The organism is Clostridium yunnanense, from assembly GCF_016595795.1.
Taxonomy (GTDB): Bacteria; Bacillota; Clostridia; order Clostridiales; family Clostridiaceae; genus Clostridium_AR; species Clostridium_AR yunnanense.
Window position 1 is genome coordinate 179,994 of sequence record NZ_JAENHN010000053.1, and the last position, 19,807, is coordinate 199,800.

The 19,807-nt window shown below is 30.0% G+C and carries 14 protein-coding genes; 1 reads left to right on the forward strand and 13 read right to left on the reverse strand.

What is annotated here, in order from left to right:
- Positions 1-64 precede the first annotated feature (64 nt).
- The 4 genes from JHL18_RS26070 to JHL18_RS20440 all read right to left on the reverse strand — a co-directional run bounded on the left by JHL18_RS26070 (position 65) and on the right by JHL18_RS20440 (position 6,358).
- Positions 65-1,024, reverse strand: coding sequence for a serine hydrolase (locus JHL18_RS26070; protein WP_200272669.1), 960 nt, complete (start codon positions 1,022-1,024; stop codon positions 65-67).
- A gap of 256 nt (positions 1,025-1,280) precedes the next feature.
- Positions 1,281-1,685 (reverse strand): YbgA family protein, encoded by a 405-nt coding sequence (locus JHL18_RS20430; RefSeq protein ID WP_200272671.1) that lies wholly within the window; start codon positions 1,683-1,685, stop codon positions 1,281-1,283.
- Between the two features lie 208 nt (positions 1,686-1,893).
- The gene (locus JHL18_RS20435; RefSeq protein ID WP_200272673.1) at positions 1,894-3,579 is read right to left on the reverse strand and encodes a putative bifunctional diguanylate cyclase/phosphodiesterase; all 1,686 of its coding nucleotides are present in this window, start codon (positions 3,577-3,579) and stop codon (positions 1,894-1,896) included.
- A gap of 145 nt (positions 3,580-3,724) precedes the next feature.
- Positions 3,725-6,358 (reverse strand): EAL domain-containing protein, encoded by a 2,634-nt coding sequence (locus JHL18_RS20440; RefSeq protein ID WP_200272675.1) that lies wholly within the window; start codon positions 6,356-6,358, stop codon positions 3,725-3,727.
- A gap of 346 nt (positions 6,359-6,704) precedes the next feature.
- On the opposite strand from JHL18_RS20440, the gene JHL18_RS20445 reads away from it, so the two are divergent.
- Complete coding sequence (locus JHL18_RS20445) at positions 6,705-7,718, forward strand: polysaccharide deacetylase family protein (protein WP_243278029.1); 1,014 nt, start codon at positions 6,705-6,707, stop codon at positions 7,716-7,718.
- A 68-nt stretch (positions 7,719-7,786) separates the two neighbouring features.
- On the opposite strand, the gene JHL18_RS20450 is transcribed toward JHL18_RS20445, so the two are convergent.
- The 9 genes from JHL18_RS20450 to JHL18_RS20490 form a co-directional block, all read right to left on the reverse strand.
- Complete coding sequence (locus JHL18_RS20450; RefSeq protein WP_200272677.1) at positions 7,787-8,152, reverse strand: P-II family nitrogen regulator; 366 nt, start codon at positions 8,150-8,152, stop codon at positions 7,787-7,789.
- Between the two features lie 32 nt (positions 8,153-8,184).
- On the reverse strand, positions 8,185-9,417 hold the full coding sequence (locus JHL18_RS20455) for an ammonium transporter (protein ID WP_200272679.1): 1,233 nt from the start codon (positions 9,415-9,417) through the stop codon (positions 8,185-8,187).
- Between the two features lie 469 nt (positions 9,418-9,886).
- On the reverse strand, positions 9,887-10,678 hold the full coding sequence (locus tag JHL18_RS20460) for an EFR1 family ferrodoxin (protein WP_200272681.1): 792 nt from the start codon (positions 10,676-10,678) through the stop codon (positions 9,887-9,889).
- A 19-nt stretch (positions 10,679-10,697) separates the two neighbouring features.
- Complete coding sequence (gene recQ / locus JHL18_RS20465; protein WP_243278032.1) at positions 10,698-12,935, reverse strand: DNA helicase RecQ; 2,238 nt, start codon at positions 12,933-12,935, stop codon at positions 10,698-10,700.
- Positions 12,936-13,372: 437 nt separating this feature from the next.
- Positions 13,373-14,164, reverse strand: coding sequence for an ABC transporter permease (locus JHL18_RS20470; protein WP_243278033.1), 792 nt, complete (start codon positions 14,162-14,164; stop codon positions 13,373-13,375).
- Positions 14,154-14,951, reverse strand: a complete 798-nt coding sequence (locus tag JHL18_RS20475; protein WP_200272685.1) for an ABC transporter permease — start codon at positions 14,949-14,951, stop codon at positions 14,154-14,156. Before JHL18_RS20475 ends, JHL18_RS20470 begins: the two co-directional genes overlap by 11 nt.
- A complete protein-coding gene (locus JHL18_RS20480; RefSeq protein WP_200272687.1) occupies positions 14,935-15,939 on the reverse strand; it encodes an ATP-binding cassette domain-containing protein in 1,005 nt (334 codons plus the stop codon). The genes JHL18_RS20475 and JHL18_RS20480 overlap by 17 nt, the downstream gene beginning before the upstream one ends.
- Positions 15,940-16,608: 669 nt before the next feature.
- Positions 16,609-18,639 carry a methyl-accepting chemotaxis protein gene (locus tag JHL18_RS20485; protein WP_200272689.1) on the reverse strand — a complete coding sequence of 677 codons (2,031 nt, stop codon included), beginning with the start codon at positions 18,637-18,639 and terminating at the stop codon, positions 16,609-16,611.
- Positions 18,640-19,101: 462 nt separating this feature from the next.
- Positions 19,102-19,578: a hypothetical protein gene (locus JHL18_RS20490; protein WP_200272690.1), complete on the reverse strand. Its 477-nt coding sequence runs from the start codon at positions 19,576-19,578 to the stop codon at positions 19,102-19,104.
- Between the last annotated feature and the right edge of the window lie 229 nt (positions 19,579-19,807).

A 19,807-nucleotide genomic window follows, 5' to 3' on the forward strand; every position in this document is an offset into this window, starting at 1 on the left:
ACAAGTTTCATATATAATTTTATATTTAAGGTAATTGTAATATTAATATTATAACATTTCAACTTTATCTATTGTCATATATACACTTAGAGAGTTTTGCTATAAGTTCATCAGGATTCCCATTAGTATCCTTTGTAAATACTGTTAATATATAAGGTTCATCAGCATATATTATTCCTATGTCATTTACGTAATCATCGTAGTCCCCAATCTTATGTGCAACCATTTCTTGTGGTATGTACTTATCAATTCTATCATGATAAACTGTATTTTTCATATCCTCGATAATTGTCTTGTAATACTCATTATTGTCTTTATTAAAATATAACTTTTTCAATATTTCTAAAGAATCTAAAGCTGATGATTCATTTTCCTCTCTATTTACCGTATGCTTGACTATATTCTCAATATAAGAGTATTTATACTCTGGTGTTATAGTCTTCAATAGCATATTTACAGCTATATTGTCTGAATACTTTATCGAATAATCAATTAATGTACTTATATTTATTGGCTCCCTTAGTGTACTGGTCCCCTGTAATATTCCAGCGCCATCCTCATAATCCTGAGAAGAGTAAACAACGCCTTGATCCATAGTTAATTTATTTTCTTTTACTAGGTCAACGGTAGCCATGCTAATAGGAACTTTTACGGTACTAGCCGCTCCAAAGATCTTTTCACCATTTATATTAAAGCCTAAATCAGAATTTAAATCATAATAAGCTACCCCAACATTATTCATATCCTCTTTAATAATCTTTTCAACCTTTGCTTTAAGTTCATCTAGTTTCTTTTGTTTGTTTACTTTTATTTCCTGAACCTCTTCTATTTCTCTTATCTTTTCATCATCTATTTGCTTATGTTCAGTTATTAACTTACTTGTATTTTCTGATGTATTAGTAGAACTTGTAATAGCTTCATTTTTATCAGCCAAAACCTTAGCCTGTCCATTATTCCTGTATCCTATAAAAACTATTATAATTATGCCTACAACCATACAGGTATACACATATTTCTTTTTCACACCTATCAACCTCTCATACAGTATTATCTTCTAAGATATAACATTTCGTACCGAAATCTATTTTTAAAACTCTCACGGCTTCTGGTGAGAGAATTTAAAAATATAAATTTTATTACTAAGTGGTACATACATATATATTTATTATAAAACGTATCTTTATAATAACTGTGAGATGAGTGTGTGAAATTATGTGTCTTTATATAATTATTACACAAATTTAACACATAATTTATATAATAAGTCTATTAATTCACTGCTATTCATATAAATCATACTCCTGGCTAGTTTTAAAATAAAAACTATCTAGCAAATATTTTATATTATACTTGCTAGCTAGTTCATAAAGGAGAACTTTCACTTCCTGTAAGGTACATTCATCATTCTCGTACATTTTTAAAGAACTAAAAAAACTTATTTTTTCTTGTTCATCCGCTATCTTCTTAAAATAGCCCCAAACATGCTGCAATGTATTTATTACCTGTCCCTTAGATAAATCCATAAGTAATGCACTACCTAATATTTGTCTTATTTCATCTAGTTTAACATTATCTTCTGAAAAATACTTACTTATTTTTTTATATTCATAATAAGATCTTTCCATTATGCAATATTTATATTTTGCCCATAATTGTTGTGCTTCTCTTATATTATTATTTCTCATAGAAACCTCTGACCACTTTTTAATAATATTATACTCAATATATCAGAACCAACCAACTATTCATGCCTTTTCTCTATCAACAACAAGTACTAAAACAGCCCATACAACAATAAGAACAGATATGGATGTAAAAATTATTTCTACATACTTTCCAAACATAGAAACGCCCCTTTCTTTTCTTATATAGACTTAGCTTATATGGACCTTTTTATTCGAATTTTATAGTAAATAACTTTTCTACCTCCACTGCCGGCAAAGCCTTGCTATATAAAAAGCCTTGCCCCATATCACAACCATTTAGCTTCAAAAATTCCTTTTGTTCAATATTTTCAATCCCTTCTGCTACTACAACTAAATCAAGACTATGTATTAAGTTCATAACTGCCGTTACTATGATTGCATTCTTATTTTTATTAGATATTGATTTTATGAATTCCTTATCTATTTTAACCACATCCATCGAAAGAGAATTTATATAGGTAAGTGATGAATATCCCGTTCCAAAATCATCTAATGCAATTTTGAATCCCATGCTTCTCAATTTATTTAGCATTATACCCGCTATTTCCAAATTATCTATCACTGAAGTTTCAGTAATCTCTAATTGTACTTCTTCTCTATCAATTTCCATACTATTTGTCATAGAACACAACTCATCTATAAAGCAGTCATTATTCATTCTCTTAGAAGATAAATTAATAGATATCTTTATAGATTTGTATCCTTTTTCATTCCAACTTTTCTTTTGCATCAATGCTTGCTTAAATACCCACTTTTCAATATTATCAATAAGACCCATGCTCTCAGCTAAAGGTACAAAATCCATTGGTGACACAAATCCTTTTTTAGGATGAATCCACCTAATTAAAGCTTCAACCCCTATTACTACATTTTTTTTCAAATCAACTATAGGTTGGTAGAATAAACTAAATTGTTCATTTTCAATGGCATGTATAATCTCGTTAATAAGATTTATTTTAACTACATTTCTCTCTTCTATTGTTTTATCATAAAACGAAACTTTATCCTTTTCCAAGCTTTTTACTTTTGATAATGCCATATTGGAATTCTTTAATAGATCGTTAAAATTACTTCCATCAATAGGGTATAAGGAAATCCCTAAGTTATATGAAATATGGAACTCTTGATTGTTTATCTTCCAGCCCCTTTTTAATTTTAAAAGGATATTATTTACTTTATCCACAACTTCATTTTTATCTTTTATATTTAATAATATAATAGCAAACATATCTTCTTTCAATTTCGAAATCTTATTTGGATTATTTATTATATCCTTCAGTGTGTTTCCTACATTTTTTATAAGTAAATCACCATATTTATGCCCTAATATATCGTTTATATCTGCTAAGTTATCTATTGTTAGACATATAAAAGCAAATTTATTAGTTAAACTTTCAATTTTAGAACTATTAATTAGGTTTTTTATCTCTTTTTCTAATAGGTGTTTGTTAGGTAGCTTTGTGAAAGTATCATAATATGCTAATATGTGGAGATCTTGAAGTTGTCTTTCTATTTCTCCTTCTAGTTCTAGTAAAGTTTCGTGAGATTTATTTAATTCATCATAATTTTGATAGATCTCATTTAGTGCCTTATCAAAAAGCATTAAACTGTTTCTAATGGATATGTATATAACTAAAGTCGTTAATAATACAAACACCCACCCTTTGTAGGTTTGAATTTGCTCATATAAATTATCACGCCCAGCTACATATACTGCCAAGTTATCAGAGGTTACAATCCAAATAATACCTACTATTGCGTAGACAGACGCAACTTTAAATGATTGCCTCTTTGGGTTTATCTTACTTGAAGAATCTAAGTAATACTGTATATTTCTTTCATTCATTCTGTAAATTTTATTTATATCTTTCAAAAGAAAATTCACCACCTCTATAATATATTGTTTCCATAATCTCATAATTAATTTAATAAAAAAACGCCTAATCAATTTTCTTACACAATAAAAAAGCCTAGCATTGAAATTTTTTCACTGCTAAGCTTCTTTCTATTTATCTATTTTATTTATTAAGCAAACTAATTGCTTCCCTTTGAGGAACCGGCCTACTAAAGTAATAGCCTTGTATCCTATCACAGCTATATTTATTTAGATAATTTAACTGCTCCTCAGTCTCTACACCTTCTGCAACAACTTTTAGATTCATTTTATGTCCTATATCTATTATATTCTCTACTAAAGATATCTTGTGTTCTTCAGCAACATCATCTATGAATGTCTTATCAATTTTTAAAGTACTTATAGGTAGTTGTTTCAGATAACTTAATGAGGAGTAGCCCTTACCAAAATCATCAAGAGCTATTTTAATTCCTATCTCTCTTAATCTATTCAACTTATCACTTATGCTGTCATAGGTTTCGATAAATATAGATTCAGTAATTTCCAACTCAATATAATTAGGGTCTATTTTAATATCATTTATAATTTTTAAAACATTGTCTACAAAATCACTTTGCATCAATTGAATTACTGATACATTTATTGATATATAACAGTTATCATGCCCATCTGTATGTACCTCTTTTATAAACTCACAAGCACTTCTTAGTACCCAGTTTCCAATATCTATTATCCTATGATTTTCTTCTGCTAAAGTAATAAATCTATCAGGAGGTACAAAACCTAATTCTGGACTATTCCATCTAATTAGAGCCTCAAAGCTGCATATCTTACCAGTATTAGCATCAACTTGAGGTTGATAATAAAGAATAAATTCGTTTTTATCTAATGCATTTCTTAAATATCTTTCAATTTCCATTCTCTCTATCACTTTATCATTCATTCCTGAATGGTAGAATGTGTAGTTGTTTTTACCTAAACTTTTTGATCTATACATTGCAATATCTGCTTTAGTCAAAAGATCATCTATTCCTTTACCGTCTTCAGGGAAAATTGCTATTCCAATGCTGGATGTAACTTGCAAGTAATTACTGTCCACGTTAAATGATGATTCAAAACACTTCAGCATATCACTACAGAAATGCTCTACCTGCATCCTATCTTCAATAGAATTTAGTATTATTACAAACTCATCTCCACCTAATCTAATCAATAAATCCTCTGCTCCCTTGATTCTATTAAGTCTATCAGCAATAGCACAAATTAAAAAATCACCAAAGTTGTGTCCTAAAGTATCGTTTATGTACTTAAAATTATCAATATCAACAAATATTAATGCACTTTTACTGAGTTCACAGACATCTTTATTATCAAAATACTGCTCTGCTACTTTATGCATATACTGCCTATTAGGTAAATCAGTTAAATAATCATGGTATGCTATGTATTCTAATCTATGTTGATATTCCTTTATATCAGTTATATTTTTATGTGATCCAGCTAACCTATAGGGTTTTCCTTCTGAATCAAATAATGTTTTTCCTATGGTTTGCATCCATGTGTATATTCCATTAACATCTTTGATTCTGTACTCTACTGTAAAGACTGAACTCTTACTCTCCCAATTTTCTCTGATAACATTCTGAAGTCTTTCGTAATCTTCTTCATTAATTAACTTGCTCCAATCCATATCAATAGTTTTTTCCTTATCGTATCCTAATACCTTGTACCATTGATCTGAAAAAAACATCTTTCCTTCTTTTATATTCCAATCCCAAAGCGCATCGTAAGATGCCTCAGTTATAAGCTTGTACCACTCTTCATTATTTCTTAGTAGTTCCTCATTGATTGATATCTCTGTATACTTTTCTCTTAGCTCTTGTTCTAATGCTGTTATTTCCTCAAATGAAGCTTCTAAATCGTTATATTTTTCTCTTAATTCCTGCTCTAAAGCTCTAACTTCTTCATAGGATGCTTCAAGCTCCTCATAACTACTCATTAAGTTTTCTTCGTATTCTTTTCTTTTATCAGCAGCTTTATTTAATTCGATTGCTAACTGACCAATCTCATCTTGGGATTTCATGATTATTTTGTGTTCAAGATTTCCTTCAGTCAAAGATTTTGCAAAATCTAATATGGTCTTTATTTTACCAGAAATCCTATAAGCAATAAAATAACCTACCAGTATTGAAATAACAAAACCCAATACCCCTATAACAATGGTTGATACAATAGTATCATGATATAACTGTTTATTATACTTGTCATACTTCTCAGCAACTCTTGAATTAAATTCAATATAATTTTCAGTATTTTTTACTATATTATCACTTACTATTTCTAAATCATTATATACGATCCACGCTTTATCATAATTCTCTTCATCTATGTATGCTAGCAATCTTTCTCTATATTGCCTATATATACTCAATATATTTTTTAACTCACCAAATAGTTTCCTATCTTCACTGTCTACTATATGTTTCTCATAATCCTCTAGTAATTTATCATCCTCGAATTTCAAGGTATTTATTTCGTCTACTAAAGTTTTTACTTTATTAGAATTTCTTTGATCCAATATCATATAAATATCAAGATTAATTTGGACTAAATTCGACTTAACTAAAGTAATATCTTTTATTACCCTTGAATTTCTTTCATGCATAATAGCACTATTACTATTGAGAACTCTAATATTTTTTAATGCAACCCATCCCATCACTCCACTAAAAAGCGATATTACTGTAAATGCTAATATGAGTTTTGACCTCATCTTTAATCTATAAATAAAATTCATTCTTAATCCTCCCAGTTTTGATAACCGTATTAAGTCTAGATATCTATATCTTAAAATTATACCTTATTAACTATGCAGTTATCAATAAAGACGGACAACTTTAAACCTAAAACTATTCATTGGAGATATGATCTTCAAGTTAGAAACTATAAACTCCCTTAATGAACATAGTTAAAGCTAACCTTACCTCTCTATTCGTCACCCTGCTAAAATTCTATCATGAAACTATAAGAAAAGTAACAACATTGTAATATTATCTCTATTCCCTTTTCAACTCTGCCAGCATATTATAAATTGGCTATGTTCTATAATTACTTTTCGTTTGAGGGAGGTAATAAATTTAATTATGTTAAAGATTTTTAAGTTTGTAAATAAGACTTTTACAAAACTTATGAAGACGCTGAAGTTCTTAGTATTTTTAATTGTTTTTCTTATTCTAACTCTAATACTCTCCACCCTAATCCTAATTGATAGGTATATTATTAGTAATAATTATGATCTCACTGATAAACAGAGTGATTTTTCGTATCCATATGACGAAAAGAATATGATAACTAATTATGAAGATTATAGTTCCGTTTTTAACTTCAAGTATCTTGATATAAATTCCGTATTATATTCTAAAAACATTTCTGACAATACTAATACCAATACTAATACTCCTATTAATAATACAATTCCTATAAATCAAACTAAAACTTCAACTAGGTTTGAAGATGCCCTCTTAGAGGATGGAAAGAAAACTGCGTATTTAACCTTCGATGATGGCCCATCTACTACTGTTACTCCAAAAGTTTTAGACACATTGAAAAGATATAATATAAATGCAACATTTTTTCTACTCGGCAATAATATACAAAAAAATTCTATTAGTAGAAGCTTGGTTAGCAATATCTATGCTAACGGTAACGCTATTGGCAACCACACTTATTCACATGATTTAAACAAACTATACCCTAATAATAAGATAGATACCGACTACTTTATGACAGAAGTATATAAAACAAATACTATCTTGAAAGACATCCTAGGAAACAACTTTAATACTAGACTCATAAGACTTCCCGGCGGATACATGAGTAGATCTTACTATCACGATTCCAATCTTCCTAACTTTGACCAACGGTTAAAACAAGAAAAATATATATCCGTAGATTGGAACGCCTCCGATTCAGATGCAGAAGGAAAGAAAAAGAATTCTCAAGAATTACTTCAAATGGTTAAAGAATCTGTCGGTGGCAAGAAAAAAGTAGTCATACTTATGCACGATACCTATGGTAAAGAAGAAACTGCTAATGCCTTACCTAGTATAATTGAGTATTTAAGAGCTCAAGGCTATGAATTTAAGACACTGGAGTAATTTTTTACAGTAAAAAAATCGAACAGGAGTTTATCCTGTTCGATTTTTCTTTGTTGAGTAAATAACATTTATTCTTTTGAATACTGAAGCGCATCTCTTCCTTCTTGTCCAGTGCTTATTCTTATAACATTTTCCACATCATAGACAAAAATCTTTCCATCCCCAATTTTTCCTGTATGAAGTATCTTCTTAGCTGTTTCCACTACTAAATCAACTGGAACATCACAAACTACGATTTCTAGTTTTATTTTAGGAAGTAAATTCATTTCTACAGCTAAACCTCTATAATACTCCTTATGACCTTTTTGCATACCACAGCCTAATACATTTGATACAGTCATCCCTGTTATACCTATAGCACACAATGCATCTTTTAATTCATCGAATCTAGCTGGTGATATTATTATGTCAATCTTGCTAAGTTTTTCTCCCATTTATATAGCCTCCTTTTCAATCATATTGCTAATTAGATAATTCCACCGTAAGCATCTTCACCATGTTGTGATACATCTAATCCTGCTTGTTCATCTTCATCTTTTACTCTTAAAGCTGATACTGCATTCATTACTTTTAATATTATAAATGTAATTATAGCAGAATATGCAACTGTTGCCAGTATAGCAACTAATTGAGCCCCTAAAAGATTAATGTTTCCGTATATTAAGCCATCTGCTCCTGCTGAATTTACTGCTTTTGAAGCGAATATACCAGTTGCTATACCACCCCATATACCGCCTATTCCATGACATCCAAAAGCATCTAAAGCATCATCATATCCGAACTTTTTCTTAAGCACAGTTACCGCGTAGAAGCATATTGCTCCACCTAAAAGACCTATCGCTAATGCTGAGATTGGAGTTACAAATCCAGCGCCTGGAGTTATAGCAACAAGACCAGCAACAGCACCACTTGCTATACCAAGTGAAGTGACTTTCTTTCTGTGGATATATTCACATAATCCCCAGCTGATTGCTGACATAGCAGCAGAGGTATTTGTTGTTATAAATGCATTAAGTGCAACATCATTTATAGCTAAAGCACTACCAGCGTTAAATCCAAACCACCCAAACCATAACACTCCTGCCCCAAGAACTGTCATTGGTATATTGTGTGGAGTTATTGTTTCTAATCTCTTTCTCTTACCTAGTACTATTGCGAAAACTAACGCTGAAACACCTGAACTTATATGAACAACATTACCTCCTGCAAAATCTAATGCACCAAGGTTTCTAATCCATCCACCTACACCCCATACCCAGTGCGCAACAGGATCATACACAAAAGTGCTCCAAAGTAATATGAATACTGCAAAAGATAAAAATTTAACTCTTTCAGCTACTGCTCCAGATATTAAAGCTGGAGTTATTATTGCAAACATAAGTTGGAATAACATGAATGCTTGATGAGGTATTGTAGCTGCATAATCAGCATTTGGTGCGAAGGTTACACCATTTAGCCCCCAGAAATTGAATCCTCCTAGAATCCCACCAATATCCGTTCCAAAACATAATGTATATCCGATAAGAATCCATTGAATTGATACTATTGCTACTGCTGCATAGCTATGCATTGTAGTACTTAGTACATTCTTTCTTCTTACCATTCCTCCATAAAATAATGCTAGACCTGGAGTCATTAACATAACTAATGCTGTTGCAAAGATTACAAAGGTTGTATCTGCTCCGTTTACCCCGTTCATAAAATTTTCCCCCTTTTTAATATTATTTTTCAGTAGTCAAAATTACTAAACTACGCCTTTAAAATTTAAATTATTTCATATTCTTATTTTATGAATCTTAAAGGGGGCTATCAACAATCTGTTAATTTTTCAATGAAAAACGGCTCATTTTTATGAAAATAAGATTTTACTAACGTTTTCATTAGTATCTATGGATTAATTTAATATTATTTAAGTTTTTATGATGATAATCATTGTATTTTCATAATAAACTTGATATAATATTTAACCTTGTCATATAGAAGCAAAATTAAAGATGTACCACTTCGAGCCGAAATCTATTTTTAAAACTCTCACCGCTACTAGTGAGAGGATTTAAAGAAAATAAATTTCATTACAAAATAGTACATCCATATATTTGTAGTTCCATATTTAGATTAGTTTTATTTTTACTAAATGATAAGATTCAAAATTTTATAAGTATTTATGATTATCTAATTACTAACTCATTAGATTTTATATTTTTATTAGTATATCTATTCCTTTTCTCTGTTCCTTTTCCGTATTGTATTGCTTTGACAGGACACCAATTTATACATGCTAAGCATTGTGTACACTTTTCTCCCCATTTAGGTTTTCCATTGACTTTTATAGTATTAGAAACACAAATCTTTTCACATAATCCACAAGAAATACATTTACTGTTTGCATAAAACTTTTTGGTGTTATTCAATGCAAATTTGTTAAAAAGAGGACTAACTATCTTTGTTAGAGGCTTATCATAAAAAGTGTTTACACTTTCAAATACATTTGATTTTCTATTCTTTATATTTTCAGTTATATATTCTACATAATCTTTTGCCTTGCTAAGTTTTTCTTCAGTAATCTTCTCATTATCAATATCTGAAGATACAATATAGTTATTTGGCATGCGAACCACAAATCCGCTATTTAAAATAATATTTTTTTCTTTTATTAATTTTTCAAAGGCTTTTAATAAATGTCCACTATTTTCTCCGCAAGTGGCTACAGCATAAACATAATTATCTTTATAATTTTTTAATATTAACTTATCTATAAAGGCTTCTACTACCTTTGGTGCTGCCCAAGCGTAAGTTGGAAAAACAAAACCTATAGCTTCATTTTCTTTTAAGCAATAAACATATTCTTCACTAGAATCATTTATTACTGATGCTATCGACGTATAATCATCACCTATATTTTTAGCTATACTCTTAGCTACATATAGTGAATTACCTGTACCTGAAAAATAAAATATCATACCCTCACCCCATAAAAAATCATATTGCTAATCTCTTCTTTAACAATGCCACCTTTATGTGATCATAAGTTATGGCATCGTCAACCTTTTCTTTTATTGGCTTAAGTTTATCATCGCCAAGTTCTTTGACTACTTCTAGTATAACTGTTTCTTGCTCTTTACTAAGTATATCGCTAAAATCTACTAAAAAATCTATTTGATTTCCTTCCAAAACATACTGCTCTAAGTGGCTACACACAGTAGAAATAGTTATTTCACGCTCTTTTGCTATCTTTAATAAACTAAGATTTTCTCTAAGCATATCAATTGTTAGCATAAAGGACTTTTTCTTTCCTTCTTTTGGTTCTTTTACTGTTTTCGCTTTTTTAGAAGTTACTTCGTCTAACTTCATTTGTTCAGTATTGGTCTTTGTATTCTTTTCTTTGTTCTTATAATCAAACTGCACTTCAATTTTATTACTTTCCACATACTCTACAACCACATTAAGAAATCTTTCCCCATACTTATTTAGCTTAAGCTCACCTACTCCAGATATATCACTAAGCTCTTCCATAGTTCTTGGCATTCTTCCGCTAATTTCCTTCAAAGTTGAATCTCCAAATACAATATATGGTGGTACTTTTTCTTGAACAGCAATTTCTCTTCTGAGATTTCTAAGTATATCAAATAACGCATTGTCTTCTATGATCTTGCTTACTTTCTGTATTTCTTTAAACCAAACCTCTTCTTCACCTCTGAGTACAGCCATAGACCTTTCATTTAATCTTACCACAGGATATTCACCTTCATCATAGCTCAATATCCTATGTGAAACTAAAGTGTTTATAAAATTTTTAAGATCATCTTTTGAGTAATCTTTCATTATTCCATAGGTTGAAAGTCTGTGAAAACCTAGATCCTTTATCTTTTTATTCTCTGAACCTCTTAAAGTATCTATTAGAACTGTTGCTCCATATGATCTTTTCATCCTAAACACACAGGATAGAACCTTTTGTGCATCTAGAGTTTTGTTTGTAAGCTCGCCTTCTACTTCACAGTTACTGCAGTTGTTACAGTGTTTATCATATTGTTCACCAAAATAATTCAGTATATATTTTCTATAACAATCATTACTATATACCATATCAGTCATGCTTTGAAGTTTCTTATATTCGTTAACTTTTCGTGATTCATTACCAGTTCCAATATCGATAATATACTTTTGTGTATGTATATCTCCGGGAGAAAATAAAAGTATAGCCTCACTCTCTTCCCCATCTCTTCCTGCTCTACCAATCTCCTGATAATATCCTTCTATATTTTTAGGCATGTTATAATGAATAACATATCGAATATTAGGTTTATCTATTCCCATCCCGAAAGCATTTGTAGCAATCATTACATTATATCTATCATAAACGAAATCTTCTTGATTCTTGCTTCTCTCTTCATCACCTAGTCCCGCATGATATCTAGTACAACTTATATCTTTACCACTTAATTGCTCATAAAGAGAATCCACTTCTTTTCTGGTAGCAGCATATATAATTCCAGCTGAATCAATATTCTTCTTTATGAAGTCAACAATATATTTCTTTTTATTAACACCTTTAACGACTTTTATCTTTATATTTGCTCTATCAAATCCAGATATGAAAACCTTAGGCTCTCTTAACCCTAAAAGTTTTATTATATCTTCTCTTACTTCATTTGTAGCAGTTGCAGTAAACGCTGCTACTATAGGCCTTACTTTTAATATACTTATAAAACTTTTGATAAACCTGTAGCTAGTTCTAAAATCATGTCCCCACTGTGATACACAATGCGCCTCATCAATAGCTACTAAACCAACCTGAACTTTAGATACTAAGTCCAAAAACTGTGAAGTTTCAAGTCTTTCTGGAGCAACATATAGTATTTTCAAATTTCCTTCCAATGCTAATTGAAAAATCTCATCTATCTCTCTACTCGATAAGGTACTGTTTATATATGCTGACTCGATTCCTATATCTCTAATTGCATCTACTTGATCCTTCATAAGTGATATCAAAGGAGAAACGACAATTGTAAGTCCTTCTACAATCATTGCAGGAACTTGATAACATATAGACTTTCCTCCACCTGTTGGCATAATGGCTACAGCATCATTACCATTTAAAATTTCATCTATAATCTGCTTCTGCCCAGGTCTAAAAGAACTATATCCATAGTATTTATTTAAAACTTCTAAAGCTCTATCATTAAAATCTTTTGTATTCATATCTAAATCTAAATTCATTTCTGATGTTACTCCTCCTATATAAAAACATAACTCTTGTAAAAAATCCCATCTAAAATTATATCCCATTTTTTCACTGTATAACTTACTAACATAATTTATATTTTTAAATTCAGCTTTAGGCTCTAAAAAGCTTTAAAAATATTCTTAGGATTATGCTATCCTTTTTAATTATAGCATAACTTCATTCTCCAAACTTCTTGTCCTTACATCTGTTATTAATTACTATAACTTGCATTATTCTTTTGTTTAAATATTAACTTCTGCAAATAATTATTAGCCAATAATCACAGAAGCGACTTATTTCTAAAGAATAAAAAATGCTACAATTATTATAAAATAACAGTAGCATTTTAATATAGTTTAATTAAAATAATATTTAGTTTTATCGATGAGCAACTCAAATATAGGCTATATTTTATAATTAAGTTGTACTTCTATAGTTTGTTTATAATCAAATTACCTGACTCATACTTCTTAAGTCCATTGTAAAATGCTACATAGGCAATAGTTATCCATACTACTGTAACTGCTAAAACTTCTAGCGCTTTTATCAAAGAAAAATTTATTACAATTTCTGCTGGAATATAAACCATGAATACTGTTGGGATAGCTGTATAAAGCACATATTTTATTGCTCCTTTAAAAATACCTTCTGGATATATTGAAAAACTAATCATGAATTCAGTTACAAGTTGAGCTAAACTATCTAAATTGCCTGCATAGAAGCTAAAACTATGACAGGTTATAAGTACTGAAGCAAATATGAGAGCTCCAGTGATGCAGAACAGAATGAACAACATAAAGCTTTTGATATGAAAGCCATTCATGATAATAAATAATATTACTCCATACAGAGTATCTCCCCATGCTGAAACTATTGTTTTAGAACATAGTATGTTTATAAGAGCATCTTTCGGCTGAAGTAGATAAGTATCTAATTCTCCATTTAGTATCATTTTTGTTATATTTCCTACGTTACCAAAAACCAAAAAGCTTACTCCAAAACTAGTGGACATTATAGACCAAAGCATCATAACATCTTTAAACCCATAGCCTCCTATAGAATTTACATTATTAAATAATACCCACCAGAAAAATATAAACGCAGAATTATTTAGTATCATTCCAAAAACTTGTACTAAAAAACTCACTCTATATTCCATTACGGCAGATAGGTTGAATTTAAAATAATATAATATTAATTTTATTGATTTTCTAACCTCCATTAACATTTAGATTTCTTGCCCCCTTTCTATACATTGCTGCTGACAGGAAGATAAATATACCAAGATACAAAAGTTGAAGCATAAACTGCCTTGAAAAATCATAAAAAGAGAAATTAACTGCTAATTTTGCAGGTACATAAGTTACGTAAGAAAAAGGAAGAAAATTAGAGATATTCTTTAGCCATTTTGGGAAAAGTTCTATAGGCATAAGCATTCCGCCTAATGTAAAGATAAGTTTTGAGTAAATCCAAAAGAAAGCATTATTGTCTTCAAACCAAAATGAGGTTAGCGCTATAGTTATATAAATGAAAAAATTTATTATGCAACCCACCACCAATGATATGAATATAAAAGGCAGAGAAACTAAGTTGAAGCTATTAAGCGGCCCTACATATATCACTCCAATTATTATTCCTATAAGACCATTTGTTAACAGTTTAATTCCTAATTCTCCTATAAAATACGAAAAGCAATATGCGATGTAATTATAAGGTTTATTTAATAGATATGCTATATTACCTGTCTTTACATCATCATTTACTTGAAGATGTATATCCGTTCGTGATAAGGTTACAAGTTCTGTAAATATCAAGTACCATATCATTTGATTTAAGCTAAATCCCGCTATTGTATTGCCCTTGCTACCATATACGTTCTTCCAAAGCATCAAATATATAAACATTATAAATACGAAGAATAAGTTTTTGCTTATAAAATTCCAAAAGTAAACTAAGTTGTTAGACATGTTTATCTTTGATATTTGTAGATACTTATAAATTAGCCGCATGAACTTCCCCTCCCCTATTAGATCTATATATATGAGAGATTATATCTTCTAACGAAGGATCTGATATTGTTATATCCTTTACTCTTCCTTTATTTATTAGATTATTTAAAACAACTTCTATATCTTGATTTGATGTATCAACTTCAACTTTTAAGGCATTTTCCTTATTTTTTATTATATTAAGATCTTTATCCATTATGTTTACTGAGGCATCATACTTTATATTAATAACTTTCTTATTTAAATAATTATGCTTAAGATCCTTTATGCTTTCATTTAATACTATTTCTCCATGATTTATTATTATAGCTCTTTTACATAGCTGTTCTATATCTCCAGAATCATGTGAGGTTAAAAATATCGTTGTTTTTTCTTCACTATTTAACTTAATAATTAAATCTCTTATATTCTGCTTAACTACAACATCCAATCCTATTGTAGGCTCATCTAAAAATATTATTTCTGGCTCATGAAGTATGGATGCTGCTATTTCACATCTTATTCTCTGACCTAAAGAAAGCTTTCTAACAGGTATATCCATAAGTTCCTCTATCTCAAATATTTCTTTTAGATAGTTTATCCTTCTTTTAAGTTTGTTTTTATCCATATCATAGATATTACCTAATAAATTAAAACTATCTATTGGAGGGAGGTGAAACCACAGCTGTGATTTCTGGCCGAAAACAGTTCCTATGTTATAGCTTAACTGCTTTCTCTCCTTCGCAGGATTCATTCCAGCAACCTCAATGTGCCCACTACTAGAATGAAGTATGCCTGTCATCATTTTTATAGTTGTTGACTTTCCTGCACCATTTGGACCAATGAAAGCCAAAATCTCTCCCTTCTGAACACTAAAGGAAATATTATTTACTGCTTCAATTTCCCGATAGCTTGGAGAGATAATTGAACGTAAACTTCCTTTTAATCCTGGCTCCTTAGTTTTAACTTTAAACTTTTTGTACAAGTTTCTTACTGTAATTATTTCCACTTATACTACCTCCTTCATTGATTTTTATATAAAATTCAAGCTATGCTTTAATGATACTTTTGAAATTAATTGGTTATGCAGGAGATGCTCTATGAGCGAGCTATTAGAATTAAATGGTTTTTTCAGATGGAATGGCCAATTAATTTCAACACAGTGTTAAAACAAAAAAGTCGCTGAAGCGATCTTCTTCAGTGGGCTTTTTTAACGCATCTGCCTTTCCGAATGCATATAAGGAAAATTTGGCGGGCGAATAAGTTTTATTTTTTTACTGTATAAACATAAAAACTTCTAAAATCAACGAAATATTAAGGTTGAACCGACATAAAAATTTCATATTTTCTTATACAGTAAAAAAAAGCCCAAAAGACAAATCTCATCTCGAGACTCGTCCTTTAGGCTTTTGTCCTAAAAGTGTAGAAAAAATCCTGTATCGCTCGGACCAGTCGTACATCTACATATACCGGAACCCTAGATACACTCTCATATTATTGATATTATACATTATTTGTAAAGAATTGTAAACACAGGTTAATAGTTAGTTCATATATTTGTAACATTTGTAATAATACTATTATATTTGCACTACTTTTTTAAAAACTTTAATGAACCATAAATATATTCCTATGAATTTTCCCAATTATTTAACAAATTAAAAATGCAGTCTATGTACTACAATCTAAATTTAGATATTATTTCTCTTAGACTTTCTGCGCTTTCTTTGCTTCTTAAAACACTATTTTCTATTATATTAACCTTATCTACAACTTCTGAAGTTTTAGTTGCTATACTTGTAATTCCTGCTGCACCGTTGCTTACCGTTGCGGAGATGTCGATTATAGCAGTAGATATATTTTCAATGGTTGCCGTTAATTCTTCTGATGTTGCACTAAATTCCAACATCATATTATTTACTTTAATAGAATCCAAATTATACTGCTCAGAGGATTTTGATGAGCTTTCATAGTCATTTAAAACCTGAGTATCTATAAATTGCAATACTCTTAAAGCTTGATTATTTAAATCTTTAACAGAGGAATTTACAGTCTTTACTATGTTTTGAATATTAGAAGCAGTACTTCCTGACTGTTCAGCTAAGGTTCTTACTTCATCAGCAACAACTGCAAAACCTTTTCCTGCTTCCCCTGCTCTTGCAGCTTCTATGGCTGCATTAAGTGCAAGTAAATTAGTTTGCTCCGTAATCTCTAAAATTGATTGAGCAAGCACTTCAATCTGCTTTACTGCCTCTGACTTCTTTATAGCTGCTTCTAACTGGTCCCTAACACTAGAGTAGATATCTTTAGCATTTTTACCTGAACTGACAGAACTATCTTTAAGAATTTTAGATCTTTCTGAAATATCGTTTGTTAGAAGGCTTCCTTCTGATGCTCTTTCTGAGATTACTTCTATTGCATTGCTAACTTCACTAGAAGATGCTGATATCTCCTCAACTGTAGCTGCACTCTCTTCCATACTGGCAGATAAGGTTTCTGTCTCTAAAGAAGTTTCATCCGCATAAGCTTTTAAGTTTTTTGTCATATCTTCTACTAGTATTGCATTTTCATTTATTTTGTTTGATACTTCGGTAAGATTTTGAACTAACTCTCTCAATATTTTCCTTGTGCTTGTTACTGACTTGAACATAAGCCCAACTTCATCTTTATATCTTTCATACTTTTCATATCTTTTATTATATACAAGATTAAGCTCTGCAGTATCATTTACTAATTTAGTTATATCTAAAATTGAAGATGTAATCCTATGTGACGCTGCAATTCCAATAGCTGCAGATATAACAATTATTATTGCAGCCATTACTATGTACATTTTCATCATATCAGTTATTGGTTGCATTACCTCTGCTTTATCAGCTGATAAAACAACAATCCAATTCATTCCTGAAATCAATTCATAATAGCCTACTTTTTCAGCCTTATTATATGTATACTGAACCTTTTGACCCTTTAGGTTTGAATCATTCTTCACTTCGTTAACCACTTGTTTTATTTTTTCATTTTCTACAAGCTTTCCTATCTTCTTATCATCAGGATGATAAACTATGTTTCCAGTACCATCTACAATATATAAATAACTTGATGGCGAAGACGAAGCTCTTAAATCCTTTAAGTAATTCGAAAGACTTTCGCAAGTTACAGCAGACCCTACTGCTCCTATAACATTTCCGTCTCTCAATATAGGGGTTGCAAATACTATTATTCTTTTTCCTGTAGAATTTGATGTTATCGAGCTGCTTATAACAGTTTTTCCTGATAAAACAGTCTTCACAAACTCCTCATTATCATATTCTGCTCCCATGTTGAAATTTCCGTCCAACACACCACTAAAATTTTTATCAATTACAAAAACATTATCTAGACTCGTTTGATTTCTTACATACTCTCTTAGCCAATTATTAGTATCTGTAATCTTTTGCGTTAGTTCCTCTGAATCTTCTCCATTCCCTTTTCTAGTAAGAATATCTCTAAACTCACTTTTAGTTGCCAACATATCATTTGCTTTCTTCTCTTTTTCTATTAACGCTTCAAGAGTTTTAACTCCTTCTGTTGTTAAAGACTTCATCTCACCATCACTTTGATTCATTAGTGCCTTTGACATGTTATTATAAGTAACTACTGAAAGTGCTCCTATAGCCATAATTAATAACAAAATCATTATTAAAGGTAATCTTTTTTTGATAGACATATTTTCCTCCTAAATTAAAAGTAATAAATTTAAAAAATTTTAGAGAACGTATACACCAAAACTAAACTTTATCTTTTGTTTACATTTGAAACTAAACGGATTCAATTCTATCTGCATAAATTTTAGACTACTTACTTCTTTACTGTACTAAGAAGAACACTAATTAATCTAAATTCTACGCACAGATATATATTCTCTATATAATCTATCAATTCCTTTTAGAGGAATTTACAATATTAAATGAATTTTTAAATTAAAATATACTTATATTAGCAAAAAAGCATTACCAAATACCAGTATATAACATATTTCATCACACATTTTAATAATAAACTATGTTTAAGAATACTGTTGAAATTAATTTCAACACCGTGCTTTAACAGCACCTAAAAATAAATTTTATAAAAATTAAAAGGCATATTATTTAAACAAACAAGTTCAATAACATACCTTCTAAAGCAATTAAGCGCTTTCATTTTTAAATTTTTCTAAATCTCTTATCTGCTTCTTTTCTTCATCAATTATATCTAACAGTATCTTATAGTTTTCAGTTCCTGGATCGGTATGGGATTTTATCAAAAGCCCATGTATACTTAGCAGTAAGGCCAACCCTTCTTTCTGAAATCTCAGAGCTGTGTCTACAAGATCTTTCCCATTTACATAAACTACATTAGTCTTCTTTAATTTTACAAATTCGTATATCAATTTAACAGCTTTGTCATAAGTAAAAAAGTCTATCTCTATATTTACATTAGCATCAATCTTTGTTTTTATGTCGGCATATTTATCAGCATGTCTTTTGTGTCTTTTTGCGAAAACCTTTGCAATTATTCGTACTCTTTCACTCAACTCTTTACTTTCACTAAGTATTATATAACCCTCTTCAGAATTTCTTTCTATAGCGATAAGCTTGTCTATTAAATCAATAATGGTATACATTCCTTTTCATCCTCACAAAACATTTGTTCTCGATTTAAATTATACACTAATTTTTGTAGTTTTCTACATAATATATGGCATATAATATAACTTTTTTTCTTTTTACCTAAATATTCATGTATATCAGCATATACTCAATAAAAAAAGTCGCTAAAGCAAACTTTTTAACGCATCTGCCTTTACTCATGAATGTGAGGAAAAGCTGCTTTATTATAAGCAGCTTTTTTAT